The 15,983-nt window shown below is 71.5% G+C and carries 15 protein-coding genes; 11 read left to right on the top strand and 4 right to left on the bottom strand.

From position 1 onward, the window contains the following. The first annotated feature begins 206 nt into the window (after positions 1 to 206). The 4 genes from ACFYON_RS03190 (at position 207) to ACFYON_RS03175 (ending at position 6,389) form a co-directional block, all read left to right on the top strand. Positions 207 to 1,634: a helix-turn-helix transcriptional regulator gene (locus ACFYON_RS03190; RefSeq protein WP_354873326.1), complete on the top strand. Its 1,428-nt coding sequence runs from the start codon at positions 207 to 209 to the stop codon at positions 1,632 to 1,634. After that, complete coding sequence (locus ACFYON_RS03185; protein WP_354873325.1) at positions 1,631 to 2,545, top strand: aminoglycoside phosphotransferase family protein; 915 nt, start codon at positions 1,631 to 1,633, stop codon at positions 2,543 to 2,545. Before ACFYON_RS03190 ends, ACFYON_RS03185 begins: the two co-directional genes overlap by 4 nt. Before the next feature lie 102 nt (positions 2,546 to 2,647). Beyond that, entirely contained in the window at positions 2,648 to 3,196 is a 549-nt protein-coding gene (locus ACFYON_RS03180) for a GNAT family N-acetyltransferase (RefSeq protein WP_355014915.1), read from the top strand. Between the two features lie 118 nt (positions 3,197 to 3,314). Beyond that, complete coding sequence (locus ACFYON_RS03175) at positions 3,315 to 6,389, top strand: DUF3427 domain-containing protein (RefSeq protein ID WP_354865244.1); 3,075 nt, start codon at positions 3,315 to 3,317, stop codon at positions 6,387 to 6,389. A 38-nt stretch (positions 6,390 to 6,427) separates the two neighbouring features. Here ACFYON_RS03175 and ACFYON_RS03170 read toward each other — a convergent pair whose 3' ends face one another. After that, complete coding sequence (locus ACFYON_RS03170) at positions 6,428 to 7,006, bottom strand: DUF1772 domain-containing protein (protein WP_354865242.1); 579 nt, start codon at positions 7,004 to 7,006, stop codon at positions 6,428 to 6,430. Between the two features lie 170 nt (positions 7,007 to 7,176). Here ACFYON_RS03170 and ACFYON_RS03165 point away from each other — a divergent pair, with 170 nt between their 5' ends. After that, a complete protein-coding gene (locus ACFYON_RS03165) occupies positions 7,177 to 8,319 on the top strand; it encodes a sensor histidine kinase (RefSeq protein ID WP_354865240.1) in 1,143 nt (380 codons plus the stop codon). Beyond that, positions 8,316 to 8,978: a response regulator transcription factor gene (locus tag ACFYON_RS03160; RefSeq protein ID WP_354865238.1), complete on the top strand. Its 663-nt coding sequence runs from the start codon at positions 8,316 to 8,318 to the stop codon at positions 8,976 to 8,978. Before ACFYON_RS03165 ends, ACFYON_RS03160 begins: the two co-directional genes overlap by 4 nt. Positions 8,979 to 9,002: 24 nt before the next feature. Here ACFYON_RS03160 and ACFYON_RS03155 read toward each other — a convergent pair whose 3' ends face one another. After that, on the bottom strand, positions 9,003 to 11,162 hold the full coding sequence (locus ACFYON_RS03155; protein WP_354865236.1) for an MMPL family transporter: 2,160 nt from the start codon (positions 11,160 to 11,162) through the stop codon (positions 9,003 to 9,005). A 46-nt stretch (positions 11,163 to 11,208) separates the two neighbouring features. Between ACFYON_RS03155 and ACFYON_RS03150 the strand changes: the two genes are divergently transcribed. From ACFYON_RS03150 to ACFYON_RS03135, 4 genes are read left to right on the top strand one after another with little or no spacing between them, the layout of a single operon-like run. After that, positions 11,209 to 11,418 carry a hypothetical protein gene (locus tag ACFYON_RS03150; protein ID WP_355047146.1) on the top strand — a complete coding sequence of 70 codons (210 nt, stop codon included), beginning with the start codon at positions 11,209 to 11,211 and terminating at the stop codon, positions 11,416 to 11,418. Continuing rightward, positions 11,364 to 12,158, top strand: a complete 795-nt coding sequence (locus ACFYON_RS03145; protein WP_387320518.1) for a hypothetical protein — start codon at positions 11,364 to 11,366, stop codon at positions 12,156 to 12,158. Before ACFYON_RS03150 ends, ACFYON_RS03145 begins: the two co-directional genes overlap by 55 nt. 34 nt (positions 12,159 to 12,192) lie before the next feature. Beyond that, positions 12,193 to 12,558: a VOC family protein gene (locus ACFYON_RS03140; protein ID WP_354865230.1), complete on the top strand. Its 366-nt coding sequence runs from the start codon at positions 12,193 to 12,195 to the stop codon at positions 12,556 to 12,558. Positions 12,559 to 12,589: 31 nt separating this feature from the next. Then, complete coding sequence (locus tag ACFYON_RS03135; RefSeq protein ID WP_354865228.1) at positions 12,590 to 13,324, top strand: DUF2071 domain-containing protein; 735 nt, start codon at positions 12,590 to 12,592, stop codon at positions 13,322 to 13,324. A gap of 40 nt (positions 13,325 to 13,364) precedes the next feature. Here the strand turns inward: ACFYON_RS03135 and yidD are convergent, their stop codons facing one another. Then, positions 13,365 to 13,748 carry a membrane protein insertion efficiency factor YidD gene (yidD, locus tag ACFYON_RS03130; RefSeq protein ID WP_354865226.1) on the bottom strand — a complete coding sequence of 128 codons (384 nt, stop codon included), beginning with the start codon at positions 13,746 to 13,748 and terminating at the stop codon, positions 13,365 to 13,367. 102 nt (positions 13,749 to 13,850) lie between these two features. On the opposite strand from yidD, the gene ACFYON_RS03125 reads away from it, so the two are divergent. Continuing rightward, the gene (locus tag ACFYON_RS03125; RefSeq protein WP_354865224.1) at positions 13,851 to 14,711 is read left to right on the top strand and encodes an AraC family transcriptional regulator; all 861 of its coding nucleotides are present in this window, start codon (positions 13,851 to 13,853) and stop codon (positions 14,709 to 14,711) included. Here the strand turns inward: ACFYON_RS03125 and ACFYON_RS03120 are convergent. Continuing rightward, on the bottom strand, positions 14,708 to 15,916 hold the full coding sequence (locus ACFYON_RS03120) for an aminoglycoside phosphotransferase family protein (protein WP_354865222.1): 1,209 nt from the start codon (positions 15,914 to 15,916) through the stop codon (positions 14,708 to 14,710). The genes ACFYON_RS03125 and ACFYON_RS03120 overlap by 4 nt on opposite strands. Positions 15,917 to 15,983 lie beyond the last annotated feature (67 nt).

The raw sequence follows: 15,983 nt of genomic DNA, 5'->3' as shown, positions 1-15,983 counted from the left end.
CCGGGCCATGAGCCGACCTTCAGTCCTTCTCAGCAGGCCGCGCATGCCCTGTTGATCGTGGCCGCCATGCACAAAGCACATACGGTCAGTGACCGAGACGAAACAGTCGATGATATGCACGGTGCGTATACCGGGCCGCTCCGGAACGGGTTGAATGGCTAGGCTCGACTCCGGACACAGGTTCTCCGCGAACGGCGAGGTTGCCGGTGACACCTGCGAACTGCCCCCGCTGCGGCGGCCGCCTGGCGCGCGACAACGGCACGGGACGCTGCGCGCCCTGTCAGGCCGCCGAACGTGACCGCCTCAGCACGCCGCCCGCCGTACCCGATTCGTTCTGGGACCATGAGCCGGTACGGACGGCGCTGGCCGGGCGGCACCTCGGGCGGGTGATCCGTGCGTACCGGCACCACCCGTACCACGGGCGGAGCGCTCTGCCGCAGAGCGTCGTCGCCGGGTGGCTGGGAATCACCCAGGCGCAGTTGAGCCGGATCGAGAACGGGCCTGCCCAGGTGCATCTCGACCGGCTGACGCATTGGGCGACAGTGCTCCACATCCCGCCGACATCGCTCTGGTTCGCAGTCGGTCCGGGCTCCCCGACGAGCGCCCGGACCGACGCAGCACCGGACCTGGGACGGCGAACACTCTTGGCCGGCATCGCGGCGGTGTCGGCGGGAGCCGGACTGGTCGGCGTCGGTGAGGAACCCCGGCCCCGCCGCATCGGCAGTGCGGACGTGTCTCGGCTGAACGCGGTGCTGGAGCTCTATCGGTCAGTCGACTACGAATGCGGCGGTGGCCTGCTCTATCGGGAGGTGGCCCGGTTCGCGGAGTCGGTGTATCGCATGCTCGACTGGTCGCACTCGGCCGGATTGACACCACGCCTGGTCGCGGCGGTAGCGGCGGCTCGTCAACTGGCGGGCTGGACCGCGCTCGACGCCGGCCGGCACGCCGACGCCCAACGGCATTTCGTTGCCGGCGAGCGGGCGGCGACGACCGCTGACGACGCTCCGCTAGCGGCCCTGATTCGCTACTCACAGGCCAAGCAGCTACAACACCTTCGGCACAACCAGGACGCCCTGGCCGCTCTGCGTCTGGCCCACTCGGAGCTGGGATCGCGGGCAACCCCGGCGGTGAGGGCGCTGCTCTGGGGCGCGGAGGCCGCCTCGACAGCCGCGCTCGGCGACCACCGCAATGCGCTCACCCTTCTCGGTCGGGCGAGTGATCAGTTCGAGCGTGTGGATCCCGAGCGCGAGCCGGCATGGATGGTCTTCTACGACCGCGGTGAACTGCTCGCCCAATACGGTCGGGTGTACCGCGACGTGGCCCGGCAGACCGGAACACAGGCGACGCAAGCCGTACGGAGCGTCGAGGAAGCGATCGTCGCCTTCGGTCCGGCGAACGTCCGCAGCACGGTCCTGAACGAGGTCGGGTTGTGCAGCGCGCTCTTCCTCGCCGATGAGCCCGAACGGGCGGTCACTGTCGGCATACGCGTGGTGGAACAGTCACGTGCGTTGAGTTCCAGTCGAGTGGTCGACCGAGTGGTGAATCTGCGCCGCGACGTAGGACGGCACCGCCACCTTCCGATCGTCGCCGAATTCGAACGGACGCTCACCGCACGAGCTGCGGCCACGGCATGAGCGGCCGGTTCTCGGAAGAGGCGATGGCTCGGGCCATGCGGGAGATCGCCGGCAAGCTTGACGTGCCGGCCGAGAATGCCCGACTCCTGCGGCTGACAAACAACGCCGTGTTCGCGCTGCCGGAATCCGGGCTTGTCATCCGGATCGCACGAACGCACCGACTCAGAGACCGGGTGCAGAAGGTCGTTCAACTGGCGCGATGGTTCGCCGAGCTGGACGCGCCGACGATCCGGCTTGCGCCGGGCGTGACACAGCCGGTCGAAGTCGGCGACTTGGTGGCCACGGTGTGGACCTACGTGCCAGCCACCGCACCTGTTCCAACTGTGGATGACCTCGGCTCGGCGCTGCGGGGATTTCATACGCTTGGACCTCCGCCTTTCCCGTTGCCAGCCTGGGATCCGATCGGGGACGCACGTCGACGCCTGGCGGATGCCGACGGGCTGAGCACCGAGCACCACGACTATCTGGTGGGGTGGTGCGACCGCTTGGAGCCGCAGGTCGCCGACCTCAGCCATCGGGCGTCGCACTCGCTCATCCACGGGGACGCGCACGTCGGCAACCTGCTCCGGGATGCATCGGGTCGCATCCTGCTCTGCGACTTCGACGCCACCTGCCTCGGGCCGTGGCAGGTGGACCTGGCCGCGGTCGCTGTGGGCGAGGCCCGCTTCGGCAAGACCGGGGCGCATCGGGCTCTCGCCGAAGCGTACGGATATGACGTGACATCCGATCGCGACTGGCCACTACTGCGGGAAGCCCGCGAGCTCAAGATGATCGCTGCTGCCACGCCGCTCCTCGCGAGTTCGTCGAGCGTTGCGGCCGAATTCGCCACCCGGCTACGTTCCGTATCGGAAGGCAATCGCAGTGCGAGTTGGACCCCGTTTGCTGATCTTGTTGACCCTGCAGCGAGTTAACCGGCCCGGGATAGATCCGAGTGCAGTGGCGCCATGATCGATAACTCGATGTGGGAAGACGCAGCGGGGAAAGTGACCGCCGGCCGATGAGATCCTGTCCTCGTGCGGGAGCATCTGCGACTACGCCACCAGACCGCGGCAGAGGCCGAGGGCCTGGTGGGCCAGCTAGTGGACGTGTACCTCGACGCGCACGCCGCCGACGGTCCCCGCTACACAGCTGAGCGGTACGAACGGCAGCTCGCGGCGCACATGCCCCGGCAGGGCTGGGAGCTGGTGTCGGCCCGCGTCGAAGACGAGTTGGTCGGCTACGTCTACGGCTTCCCGCTCGCAGCCGATACACCCTGGTGGGACGGCATCAACGAGCCGGTGCCGGAGGGCTTCACAGACGAGAATGGGCACCGGACTTTCGCAGTCTGCGAATTGCTGGTGCGGCGATCGTGGCAACGCCGGGGTATCGCGCGGGCGCTCCACGACCGGCTCCTGGGCACGCGGCGGGAAGAAAGGGCCACGCTGCTCGTACGCCCCGACAACACTGCCGCCCAGCATGCGTATGACTCCTGGGGTTGGCAACCGGCCGGGTGGCTCCAGCCGACGCGGGCAGGCGCACCGCTGTTCGAGGTCCGCATCAAAGCCATCGCGTCGAGCCGGTGATGGGCGACGCGTCGACCTTCACCTCCAGGTGTCGATGATCTGACAGGCGGAGGGACAAAGCTCCTGACACCTACCGCACCAGCTTCCGCCTGGCGTTCATCGCGGCTAGCTTGCCCTCGTGGGGGATCTTGAGAAGGGCATCTACGAGCACCTGATCACGGAAAAGCTGGCGACGCAGCTCAGGCACATCGATGACGCCCTCGTCCGGGACGCGAAGCTGGATGCCGCCGACGCGCATGACGTCCTGGCCCGGCACATCGCTGGCCTCGCGCGGCGGGCTCTCCTCGGCATCGGCGGCGGCGAGAACAAACTGGCCCGGCAGGTCGACCTGGCGAACCGCATCGCCGCGCACATCGCTCAGGCCGAGCCCCGCGCCGTCACCGCCGATGACCAGGTAGCGGACGCCCAACGTCTGTTGCACGCCATTGCCGCACCGCCCACCCCGCCGGCCGCACCCGTCTTCCCGATCCGCCCCTCGACGCCGCTTTCCACCGGCGCGCTCCTGGTCAACGGCCGGCACCAGCCGCGCATCGGCCACGAGGTCAGCCACGAGATGGCGTCGGCGGACGAGGTGGACCTGCTCTGCGCCTTCATCAAGTGGCACGGTCTGCGCATCATCGAACCCGCGATCACCGAGTTGATCGCCCGAGGTGGCCGGGTCCGCGTCATCACGACCACATACATGGGCGCCACCGACCAGCGGGCGCTCGATCGGCTCGCCGAGCTGGGCGCCGAGGTCAAGGTCTCCTACGAGACCCGGACCACGCGCCTGCACGCGAAGGCATGGCTGTTCCGGCGCAACAACGGCACCACGACCGCGTACGTCGGCTCGTCGAACCTCTCGAAGGCCGCGCTTGTCGACGGCGTCGAGTGGAACGTGCGGATCTCGAACTTAGAGCAGCCGCACGTCATCGACACGTTCGAGGCCACATTCGCCGACTACTGGAACGACTCGGCGTTCGAGAACTACGACCCGGCCACCGATGCCGAGCGCCTGCGCGTGGCGTTGCGTGGGGAACGCACCGACGAGGCACCGACCGAGATCGCGAACCTGGACGTGCGGCCCTTCCCGTACCAGCAGGAGGTTCTTGACGACCTCGACGCCGAGCGTCTGGTGCACGGCCGCTGGCGCAACCTGGTGGTGATGGCGACCGGCACCGGCAAGACCGTGGTGGCGGCGCTCGACTACCGCCGGCTCCGGCGCGCAGACCATGTCGACTCGCTGCTCTTCGTGGCGCACCAGGAGCAGATCCTGCGGCAGAGCCGGTCGGTGTTCCGTCAGGTCATGGGCGACGGAGCCTTCGGCGAGACGCTCGTCGGCGGCGATCGGCCGCAGGGGTGGAAGCACGTCTTCGCGTCGATCCAGTCGCTGCGCCGGGAGACGATCGACCCCGAGGCGTTCGACATGGTGATCGTCGACGAGTTCCACCACGCCGAGGCGGCCACGTACACGGCGTTGCTGGAACGGCTTCGACCCCGCGTACTCCTGGGCCTGACCGCGACCCCCGACCGGAGCGATGGTGGCGACGTGCGCCGGTGGTTCGAGGGCCGCGCGTCGGTGGAGTTGCACCTGTGGGAAGCGCTCGAACGGCAGTTGCTGGCGCCGTTCCAGTACTTCGGGGTGCATGACGACGTGGACCTGGCACGGGTGCGGTGGAAGCGCGGACAGGGGTACGACAAAGGCGAGTTGGACGGCGTCTACACCGGCAACGACGCTCGGGCGCGGCTCATCCTGCACGCGGTCAGGCGGATCGCTGATGCCGGACGGATGCGCGCGCTCGGATTCTGCGTGAGCATCGGGCACGCCGAGTTCATGGCCGACTGGTTCACCCGGCACGGTGTGCCGGCGGCGGCCGTGACGTCGACTGTCGGCCGCGCGGACCGACACGCCTTGATCGACCGCTTCCGCAAGCGCGAGCTGAAGGTGCTCTTCACTGTCGACCTGTTCAACGAGGGCATCGACCTGCCGATGGTCGACACGATTCTGATGCTGCGCCCCACCGAGAGCGCCACGATCTTCCTGCAACAGCTCGGCCGGGGCCTGCGGCTGGACGACGACAAGCCGTGCCTGACGGTGCTCGACTTCATCGGCGGCCAGCACGCGAACTTCCGGTTCGATCTGCGGTGGCGGGCGCTCGCCGGGGTCAGCCGTAGGGCGGTGCAGACCACCGTCGAGGAGGGTTTTCCCTCGCTACCAAGCGGCTGCCATATCCATCTGGATCCGGTGGCTCAGAAGGCAGTCCTCGCCAACCTCAAGTCGGCGCTGCCGACGTCGAAGAACGCCCTGGTAGCCGAGCTGCGGCAGCTCGGTGACGTCAGCCTGTCCGACTTCCTGCACGAGACCGGCCTGGAGATTGAGGACGTTTACCGGTCGGCGAACATCGGTGGCTGGGCCGGGCTGCGGCGTCTCGCCGGACTCGACCCGGCCGGAGGCGGCCCCGATGACCGCGACCTGGGCCGGGCCATCGGCCGGATGCTCCACACCGACGATGCCGATCGGCTGGAACTGATCGCCCGGGTCGCCGCCGGCCAGCGTCCCGCCGCGGGGAGGCTGCTCGACATGCTGCACTTCAGCCTGTGGGGGCCGTCGGTGCCGCTGGCCGAGCGCGACGCCCGGCTCCGGCGGCTGTGGGCGGAGCCGGCGCGCTGCGCTGAGCTGCGACAGGTCACCGACGTACTGCGCGACCGCATCCACCGGGTCACCGAGCGGCCGGCCTCCGACCAGGTACCGCTGCGGGTGCACGCCCGCTACAGCCGCAACGAGGCGTGCGCGGCGTTCGGCATGACCAACCCGGGCTCGCTGCGCGAGGGCGTGAAGTGGCTGCCGGACGAGCGCGCGGACCTGTCCTTCGTCACGCTCGTGAAGTCCGAGGAGCACTACTCCCCCACCACCATGTACGCCGACCGTGCCATCACGGAACGGCTGTTCCAGTGGGAGTCGCAGAGCACCACGTCGTCGGGATCGGCCACGGGACGGCGGTACGTCAACCACGTCGCGCAGGGCTCCACGGTGCACCTGTTCGTCCGCGAGACCAAGATCGCCGATCGTGATCTAGGCGCACCGCCGTACCTGTACGCGGGACCGATGACGTACCGGGAGCACAGCGGCGACCGGCCCATGCGGATCCTCTGGGAGTTGCGGACTCCGCTGCCAGCTGACATGTACGCCGCCGCCCGCGCGATCGCCGCCTGATATCACAGGCGACTCAGCTCGACAGGCGCGGGAAAGCACTACTCAAGGTGAACGGAGATCGGTCGCTCAGGCCGGCCATCGTGGAGGGCCTCCGCGGCCGGTGCGGAAGCCGATGCCGAGGCCGGCGCGGTCGAGCGCACGAACCTCAGCAGCGCGACGAACGCCAGTACGGCCGTCACCGCGCCTCCGGCGAAGCGCACCCAGTGACCGGCGACGAACTCGGCGGCGACCTGACGCAGGTACTCGGCGGAGTGCGTACCGGGCGGGTCCACGAACATGATCTCGTTGCGCGGCCAGAAGAAGACAGCCGAGAACAGGAACTCGCAGACGACGAAGACGGCTGTGGCGCCGGCGACCCACCAGCGCAGCCGCCGGTCGCGCCAGGTGAGCAGCGTCGCCGCGACGCTGCTCAGGATCACCGACGCGCCCAGCGGCGGGAAGTAGTCGTGCGGGCCGCCGTGGACGAGGAACTCGCGTGCCCGGTCGAGGGAGGCGGGCGCGTCGTTGAAGACGTTCGGGTAGAGCATGACCGTCTCGGCGGCGACCCCGCCGAACGACATCATCGCCGCCCAGACCATGGCAATCAGGGCGATCCAGGTCAGTCTTGTGCGTACCACGAGGGTTCTCCTCACGAATGGGGGACGCCATCGACGCTAGGTCGGCAGCCGGCGGCCGTCGTCCGCGCAGCCGCGCGAGCGGTTGTCGCTTCTCGGCGTACGCCTAGGGGGTGCCCCTGACGCCTGCTGACGACAGCGGTGCGGGTCCGCGCGGGCCTACGCTCGAAGGCGTGCCCGACACCTCGCCCACCCGTGCCGACGTGGTGCTCGCGGCGGCCACGCTCGGCCTGGTCGCGGTGGCCGTGGCCGCCGACCGGCCGGCGCCCGGCGGCGCGGCGCTCGCGGTCGGGTTCGGGGTGGCGCTCGGCGGGCTGGTGCTGTGCGCCAGGCGGTGGCCGCTGCCGGCGCTGCTGGCCACGGCGGTCGCCATTCTCGGGTACTACGCGCTGGACCTGCCGCCGGTCGGGGTTGCCGCCCCGGCCGCCGCCGTCCTCTACCGGGTGTCCGAGCGCGGCCGGCTCGTCCCGGCCGCCGTGGTCGCCGGGAGCCTGCTGGCCGTGTCGGTGGCCGCCCGGCTGGCCGAGGGAGACGACGTCGCGGTGGTCGTCGGTACGGAACTCGGCTCCGAGGCGGCGTTGCTGCTCGCCGTCATCGCCCTCGGCGACGCGGTACGCAACCGCAGGTCGCTGCGGGCGGCGTTGGTCCGGCAGGCGGTCGCGGCCGACGAGGAGCGGCACCGGGAGGCAGCCCGTCAGGTCGAGGCGGAACGGCTGCGCATCGCCCGGGAGGTGCACGACACGCTCGGGCACACCATGTCGGTGATCACGCTGCAGTCGGCAGTCGCCCGGGAGGCGCTCGCCGACAGCGATCCGGCGCAGGCGGAGGGCGCGCTGGCCGCGATCCGGTCGGTGAGCGGCAGCGCGATGGCGGAGTTGCGGGCGACGCTCGGCACGCTGCGCCGCGAGCCCGGGCCACGGGAACCGGTCCCCGGCTTCGACCGGCTCCCGGCGCTCGTGGACGGGGTGCGCCGGGGTGGCCTGGTCGTCGATCTGCGGATCGAGGGTCTGGTGGGCGCGCTGCCGGCGGTGGTGGGCAGCACCGTCTACCGGGTCGTGCAGGAGGCGTTGACGAACGTCCTGCGCCACGCCGAGGCCACCCGGGTCGTCGTGGCGGTCCGCGCCACGGCCGGGCGGCTCAGCGTGGAGGTGGTGGACGACGGCCGGGGCCGCCCACCGGGGGACGGGACGGGTCAGGGCCTGCGCGGCATGGCCGAGCGGGTCGCGTTGCTGGGCGGGACGGTCGAGACCGGCATGAACGGCAGCGGCGGCTTTCGGGTGTGGGTCCATCTGCCCCTCGCCGGGGTGGCCGCGTGAGCGCGATCCGCGTCGTCCTCGTCGACGACCAGCACCTGGTCCGTACCGGCCTGCGCGCGCTGCTCGACCGCGCGCCGGACATCGAGGTGGTGGGCGAGGCCGGCGACGGCGGCAGCGGCCTCGCTGTGGTACGGCAGCAGCGGCCCGACATCGTGCTGATGGACGTGCGGATGCCCGGCGGGGACGGGCTGGCGGCGACCCGCCGCATCCTGACCGACCCGACGTTGGACGGCGTGCAGGTGGTCATGCTGACCACGTTCGACGACGACGAGTACCTGTTCGAGGCGATCCGCGCCGGGGCGGCCGGTTTCCTGCTCAAGGACACCCCGCCCGACGCGCTGCGGGACGCGGTCCGGACCGTCGCCGGTGGCGACGCGCTGCTGTCCCCCGCCGTCACCCGGCGGGTGCTCGCCGCGGCGGCCCGCGCACCGGTGGCCGACCCGGCGCGGCTGGCCGGACTGACCGCGCGGGAACGGGACGTGCTCGCGCAGGTGGGCACCGGACGGTCGAACGCGGAGATCGGGCAGGCGCTGTTCCTGAGCCCGGACACCGCCCGCACCTATGTGAGCCGGCTGCTCCAGAAACTGCACGCCCGTGACCGGGCCCAGCTCGTCGTGATCGCGTTCGAGAGCGGGCTGGTCCGCCCCGGCGAGGGCTGAGCCGCGCCGGGGCGGACGTGCCGGTCAGACCGGGGCGGCGTCCGCCGGCTCGGGTGCCGCGTGCCGGCCGCCGCCGTTGCGCCGCTCGTCGCCGTGCCCCGGCCACCACGCCTTGTGACCGATCAGCCCGGTCAGCGCCGGTACGAAGAACATCGACATGACGAACGCGGCGAGCACGATCCCGATCGCCACCGCGAAGCCCATCTGCTGGAGGAACGAGATCGGCGCGAGCATCAGCACGCCGAACGTGCCGGCCAGGATCAGCCCGGCCGCGGCGACTGTCGGGCCGGCGTGCTCCACCCCGATCGCGGCGGCCCGGTGCGGTTCGTGGCCCTCGCGCGCCTCCTCGCGTAGTCGGGCGATCATCAGGATGTTGTAGTCGGTGCCGATCGCCACCACGAACAGGTAGAGGATGATCGGCAACTGGAACGTCACACCGGGGTTGCCCTGGAGCCCCTGGAACACGTAGACGGTCGCGCCGAGCGTGGCGGCGAAGTTGAGCAGCACCGCAATCACCAGGTAGACCGGCGCGACGAGGCTGCGCAGCAGCAGCGCCAAGATGATCGCGATCAGGAGGGCGGCGACCGGGAGGATCACCGACAGGTCCCTGTTGTTCGCCGAGTTGATGTCCGCGAAGATCGCCGTGGCGCCGCCGACCAGCGCCCTGGTGCCCGGCGGAGCCGCCTCGTGCACCGCGTCCCGCAGGTCGTCGCGCACGAGCGTGATCGCCTCGTTGGACATCGGGTTCTCGTCCAGCAGCAGGTTGATCCGGACGACGCTGGGGTCGGTGGCGCTGCGCTCCGGCGGCTGCGCCTGCCCCACGCCGGGCGCGCGTGCCGCCGCGGCGGCGAAGTCGTCCACCTGCTGCTCGCTGAGCGGGGTGCCGTTGCCGGTGGTCAGGTAGACCTCGGTGGGCGCGAGCGCACCGGCGGCGAACCCGCGCTGGAGGTCCTGGGCGGCCCGCGCCGACTCGGTGTCCTGCGGGAAGCCGGCGCTGAAGTCGTAGTCGGCCTTGTAGCCGAGCACCCCGGCGGCGAGCGCCACGAGCAGCGCGCCCGAAGCCGCGGCCACCACGGCCGGGCGGCGGCCGACGACGGCGCCGAGCCGCCGGGACAGCGTCGCCTTGGGCGGGCGCTGCCACGCCTTCGACGGCCAGAACACCCACCGGCCGAGCAGCGACACGAGCGCCGGGATCAGCGTCAGCGAGGTGATGAGCATGACGCCGACGGCGATGGCGAGCGCCGGGCCGAGCGAGCCGAAGAAGCCGAGCGAGGCGAGCAGCAGCACCAGGAACGCCACGATCACCGCACCGGCGGCGGACGTGATGACCTCGCCGACCCGCTGCACCGTGACGACCATCGCGGTGCGCTTGTCGTCACCGGCGCGTAGCCGCTCCCGGTAGCGGAACAGCAGGAACAGGATGTAGTCGGTGCCGATGCCGAACAGCACGATCAGCAGGATGGTCTGCAGGTCCTGGCTGACGTTGAGGTCGAACGCCTTGCCGGCGGCGGCGACCAGCCCGGTAGTGACGGTCATGACGACGCTGATGACCACCACGGGTAGCAGCGCGGCGATCGGGCTGCGGAAGATGATCAGGATCAGCCCGATGATGAGGACGATGGTGGCGACACCGACGACCGCGAACGCGTCGTTGAACGTGTCCTCGTTGTCGACGAAGCTCGCCACGTCGCCTGCCACCCCCGCGGTCAGGCCGCTGCCGGCCAGGTCCGGCCCGAGAGCGGCGCGCAGATCGCGTACGGCGTCGAGCAGGCCCGGGTCGTCGGGGCTGTCGGCGTCGAGACCGACGGTGACCACCTGCACCGACTTGTCCGGCGCGACGGCCTGCGGGCCGGTGAGGTAGCCGGAGGTCTGCGGGATGTCCCGGGCCTTGAGCGCGGCGGCGAGCTGCCCCACGCGCGCCTCGTCTGCCGGGGTCAGCGGCTTGCCGTCGCTGCGCTTGACCACGACCGTGGCGGTTGCGGTGGCCGCCTGCGGGAACGACTTCGCGGCCAGCTCGGTGGCCTGCACCGACTCGTAGGAGCGCGGTAGGAAGCTCTCCTGGTCCGCGGAGGTGATGTCGCTCAGCGAAGGACTGGCGGCGATGATCGCGATCGCGGCGACGACCCAGCCGCCGATCACCCACCAGGCCTTGCCCACGACGAATCTGCCCAGGCGCTCGAACATCGTTTCCCCCGTGTGTTCGACTGTGTCGCACGCGATCCTACGCTGCGTGACCAATCCTTTTCGGACGGCTCGCGGACTTCCGCCGATGATCCGGATGGTCGAGGATCGGCTGATGAGCCTGCGGCTGCCCGGTCCCGGAGTCCTCACCGCCTGGCTGGCCGCGACAGTGCCGGCGCCGCTGGTCGTCTACGAGTGGACGCCGTGGGCGGGCGCCTGCCCCGCCGGGCCCGCCCGGCGTCGCGTCGCGGCTATCTGATCGGCGGGCTCACCATGGTGTTCGGCGCGCTGCTGGCGCAGTCCGCGGTACGGCTCGGCGCCGAGGACAGCACGATCCAAGAACTCTCTCGGGAGTACGGCGGAGTCGGTTCCTACGCGACGCCGACGGGACGGTTCACGGCACCGGCCGCCGGGGCGTACGCGATCTACGCAGTGGGTTTCGCCCCGGCGGATCCGGACTGCCGCCTCACCGGTGGCGGCTCGGAGGTCCGGGCGGCCGAGCCGGTCTCCGTCCCGCCGGGCGACTACGGCGGCGACGCCGCCAGCTTTGCCTGGGTGGCCACCGTGCGGGTGCCGACGCCGGGATCGTGGACGCTCGACTGCCGCACGAGCGACCCGGACGCGTCCTACGTGGTGGGTGACGTGCCGGAGATCCGGGGCGCGGTGGGCGAGTTGATCCACTGGCCGGTGGGCGTGATCTGGCTGCTCGGCGCGTTGCCGGGCCTGCTGATCGTCGCGGACACCGCCCGGCGACGACGCGCGTCCCGCACGGCGGTCCTTACGACGCCGGAAATACATAGAGGCAGAACGATATGCCTCGGAGTCATGATTATGACTCTGAGGCATCGCTCTCGACGGCATGCGTCCTCAACGAGGCTGGACCACGAGCCCGGGGCGCTCGACGACGGCTGGCGTCACCGACGGCTGCCCGGCGGCGGCGGCGGCGGCGGCGGGCGCGAACGCGGACCGGGCGGCGGAAGTGTCGTAGACGGCTCGTAGCCTGGCGCGGTCATCGACGACCCCGGGAGGCGACGTGCTCGATCACCTGTCCATAGCGGTACGCGACCTGGCGGCCAGCGGCGCCTTCTACGACGCCGTGCTCGCCCCGCTGGGTGCGCGGCGGCTCATGGAGCCCGGCCCGATCGGCTACGGTGTCGACGCGCCCGACTTCTGGGTCGAGCCCGCGCCGTCAGGTGCCATGCCGGTGCCTGTGCACATCGCGTTCACCGCCGCCGACCGTGCCACCGTGCGGGCGTTCCACGACGCGGCTGTCGCGGCCGGCGCGGAGGTGCTGCACGCGCCGAAGGAGTGGCCGGAATACCACGCCACCTACTACGGCGCGTTCGTCCGCGACCCGGACGGCAACAACGTCGAGGCGGTTTGCCACCGCCCGGAGTGAGTCGCTTGCGTCCGGGAGGCAGGATGAGCCGGTGGAGATCGAACCGGTCGAACACGCTCCGGTACGCGCCATCCGCCGGGCCTGGTTGGCCCAGCGCTGGCACGACCTCACCTTCCTGCACTGGGCGGTCCCGCCGGAACGGGTGGCGCCGCTGCTGCCCGCCGGCACCCGGCCCGACACGTTCGACGGGCTCACCTACGTCGGGCTGATCGGGTTCCAGATGGTCGGGGTGGGTCTCGGCCGCGGCCCGGGTGTGCCCTACTTCGGCACGTTCTGGGAGACGAACGTGCGGCTCTACTCGGTCGACGGCTCGGGGCGGCGGGCTGTCGTGTTCCGCTCGCTCGACGCGTCCCGGCTGGTGCCGGTGCTGGTGGCCCAGTTGAGCCTGCGCCTGCCGTACAAGTGGTCGGCGATGCGGCTGGACCGCTCCGGTGACACGCTCACCTACCGTTGCCGTCGCCGCTGGCCCGGCCCGGCGGGCGCGACCAGCCGGATGGCGGTACGCGTTGGTGCGCCGATCCCCGAACCGACGCCGCTGGAGCACTTCCTCACCGCCCGCTGGGGTCTGCACACCCGCGCGTACGGCCGCACCCGCCACGTGCCGAACTGGCACCCGCAGTGGCCGCTGCACCGCGCCGAGCTGCTGCACCTGGACGACGAACTGATCACCGCCGCCGGCCTGCCCGCGCCGGACGGGCCGCCGATGAGCGTGCTCTACTCCCCCGGCGTCCCGGTCGTCTTCGGCGGCCCCACCTCGGCCGGCTGACCGGCCGGCGCGCGAGGCGGACCGGCGAGGACGGGCGGCGTCAGCGCACCGGATCGTGGGTGCCGTGCGGTACGTCGTGGCGGCACCGGCGGACCCGGTCGGCGGCCATCTGACCGCCCACCGCCAGCCCGTACCGCTCCACGGCGGCGAGCCCGTACGCGCTGCACGTGGGCGTGTAGCGACAGGTTCCCGGCCAGCGGTGCGACAGCCAGCGCCGGTAACCGAGGATGGCGGCCCGGCCGGCCCGGTCCACGGCGGGCCGCCGGACGACGCCCGCCGTCACCGAGCCGAGGGTGAGCAGGGTCGAGAAGATGCCCAGGTCGCAGCAGGTCAGCGCTTCACAGTCGAACGCGTCGCAGTCACAGCCGCGGTTCTTCTTCTTGTGGTGTCGCCTCCGGAAGATCACCACGTCATGATGCGACACCCTCGCCAGTGTCGATGAGGCGACCGGACCGGGTCCGGTCTGATCGGGTCGGCGGGCGGCCGGGAACCTAGCGTCGACGGCGTCACCAGGAGGGAAGAACGGGTGCTGGATCGGCTCAACGCCGCGCTGGAACACCTCGAACAGCGGCTCGACCAGCCGCTCGACGTGGCCGCGCTGGCCCGGATCGCGGGCGTGTCGGAGCACCACTTCGGCCGGCTGTTCTCGGCACTGGCCGGGTTGCCGCTGTCGGAGTACGTGCGCCGTCGCCGGTTGACCCTTGCGGGCGCGGACGTGCTCGCCGGCCGGGAGTCGCTGCTCGACGTGGCGGTCCGCTGGGGGTACGGCTCGAACGAGGCGTTCGCCCGCGCGTTCCGGGCCGTGCACGGCGTCGGGCCGACGCAGGCCCGGCAGGCCGGGGCGGTGCTACGGTCCCAGCCCCGGCTGTCCTTCCGGCTCGTCGTCGAAGGGAACACCAGCATGGACTACCGGATCGTGACCAAGGACGCCTTCCGGCTCGCCGGATTGACGGCGCGGGTGCCGCTCGTGCACGAGGGGATGAACCCGCACATCGTGGCGTTCGTCAGGGGCATCGACCCGGCCACCGTCCGCCGCATCGAGGCGCTGTCCGACCAGGAGCCGCGCGGAATCGTCAACGTCAGCACCGAGCTGACCGGTGCCCGAGACGAGGGCGCCGAGTTGGACTACTGGTACGCGGCGGTCACCGGCGCGGACGTGCCGGACGACCTGCGCAGCCTGCCGGTCGAGGCCGGTGACTGGGCCGTGTTCTCCAGTTCCGGGGCGTTCCCGGTGGCGGTGCAGCATCTGTGGCGGGCCGTGTTCACGTCTTGGTTCCCGGCCAACCCGTACGAGGTCCGTCCGGGTCCGGAGATCTCGCGGGTGCGGGTCGCCGAGGACGGCGGTACCGCCGACGCGGAGCTGTGGATTCCGGTCCGCCGCGTCTAGGATCCCGCCGCCACTCGCGCCAGCGCGGCCGGCACGTCGTGTACGTGGTACGGGTACTCGCTCGGCTCGATGGCGGCGAGGAACATCGCGTACACGGCGGCCAGTCGCAGCGGCGCGACCGGCCGCAGCAGGTCGACGGCCCGGTGCGGGTCGCTGCCGGGCACGTCGGTCCGCCACCGCCGCGCCCACGCGTCGATCAGCCGGGCGGCGGCGTCCGCGTCGACGTCCTCGGTGAGGCGCAGGATGTCGAAGGCGGGGTGGCCGACGAACGAGTCCGCCCAGTCGATCACCACCCGACGCTGACCGTCGCCGCGCACGTTGCCGGGGTGCAGGTCGCCGTGCACGAGCGTGTCCGGCAGGCCGCAGTCGCCTACCCGCCGCAACCGCCGGTCGAGCCCGTCGAGCAGGCCGCGTGCGGCCGACACGTCGTGCCCGGCGAGCCGTTCCCGGATCCAGCCCGCCAACCGCGTCCCGCGCAGGTCGGGCACACCTGCCGCGACCAACTCGCCGACGACCCCGCACGCCCGCAGTTGCACCAGGTGATGCCCGTCCGCGATGGCTGCCCGCTCCCCCTCCCCGGCCCCGTACCGGTCCTCCCCCGGCACGTCCGCCAGCAGCATCCGCCCCTCCCCGTCGGCGGCGAGCACCGTCGGCCCGTTGATCAAGGAGTTCGGGTCACCAGGGAAATCGGCGCCGGCACCAACTCCTTGATCACCGGGGAAGGCCAGGACCGTGGGCTCGTGGCGGGCGAAAGGAGGGAGCTGCTTCAGCCACGCAGGGCCCTGGGGGGTGTCCAGGCGCCAGATGGCGGAGAGGTTCCAGGTGCGCTGCTGCGCCACCGCCGTCACCCGGCGGTCGAGCCGGCTCAGCTCGCCGGTCGCCCACGCGACGCTGTGGGCCGGTCCGCCGGCCTCCGCCCACTGCTGACGCAGCGGATGCGGCGCGAGGTCCACTGCCACCGGTTCCAGGGGTACGACGGGCGCATCGGCGGTCTGCGCCAGGTAGCGGACGTGGCCGCCCGGCGGCGCAGCGCGGTCGGAGTCGAGCAGCCGCAGCACCGCGACCTCCAGACCGTGGCGCTGCCGAACGGCGGCGACGATCGAGTCGACCTCCTGCCACCACGGCTCCGGTACGCCGAACGGCGGCAGCGCGCCGAGCGGGCGGCCGGCGGTGTCGAGCAGGACCAGCGTGACGGTGCGGGACACGGCCGGACGGTATCCGGGCACCCCTACGGGAGGCGAGCGGATTGATCCGGGCGGGGTGCGGGACGAC

This window comes from Micromonospora sp. NPDC005686 (assembly GCF_042871665.1).
In the GTDB taxonomy this organism is placed as follows: domain Bacteria; phylum Actinomycetota; class Actinomycetes; order Mycobacteriales; family Micromonosporaceae; genus Micromonospora.
The sequence above is the reverse complement of the archived record's forward strand: the minus strand, read 5'-3'. Positions and strand labels throughout refer to the sequence as shown.

Coding starts and splice junctions, on each gene's coding strand:
- ACFYON_RS03185 (WP_354873325.1), top strand. CDS start 1,631: ATGAGCGGCCGGTTCTCGGAAGAGGCGATGGCTCGGGCCATGCGGGAG.
- ACFYON_RS03155 (WP_354865236.1), bottom strand. CDS start 11,162: ATGTTCGAGCGCCTGGGCAGATTCGTCGTGGGCAAGGCCTGGTGGGTG.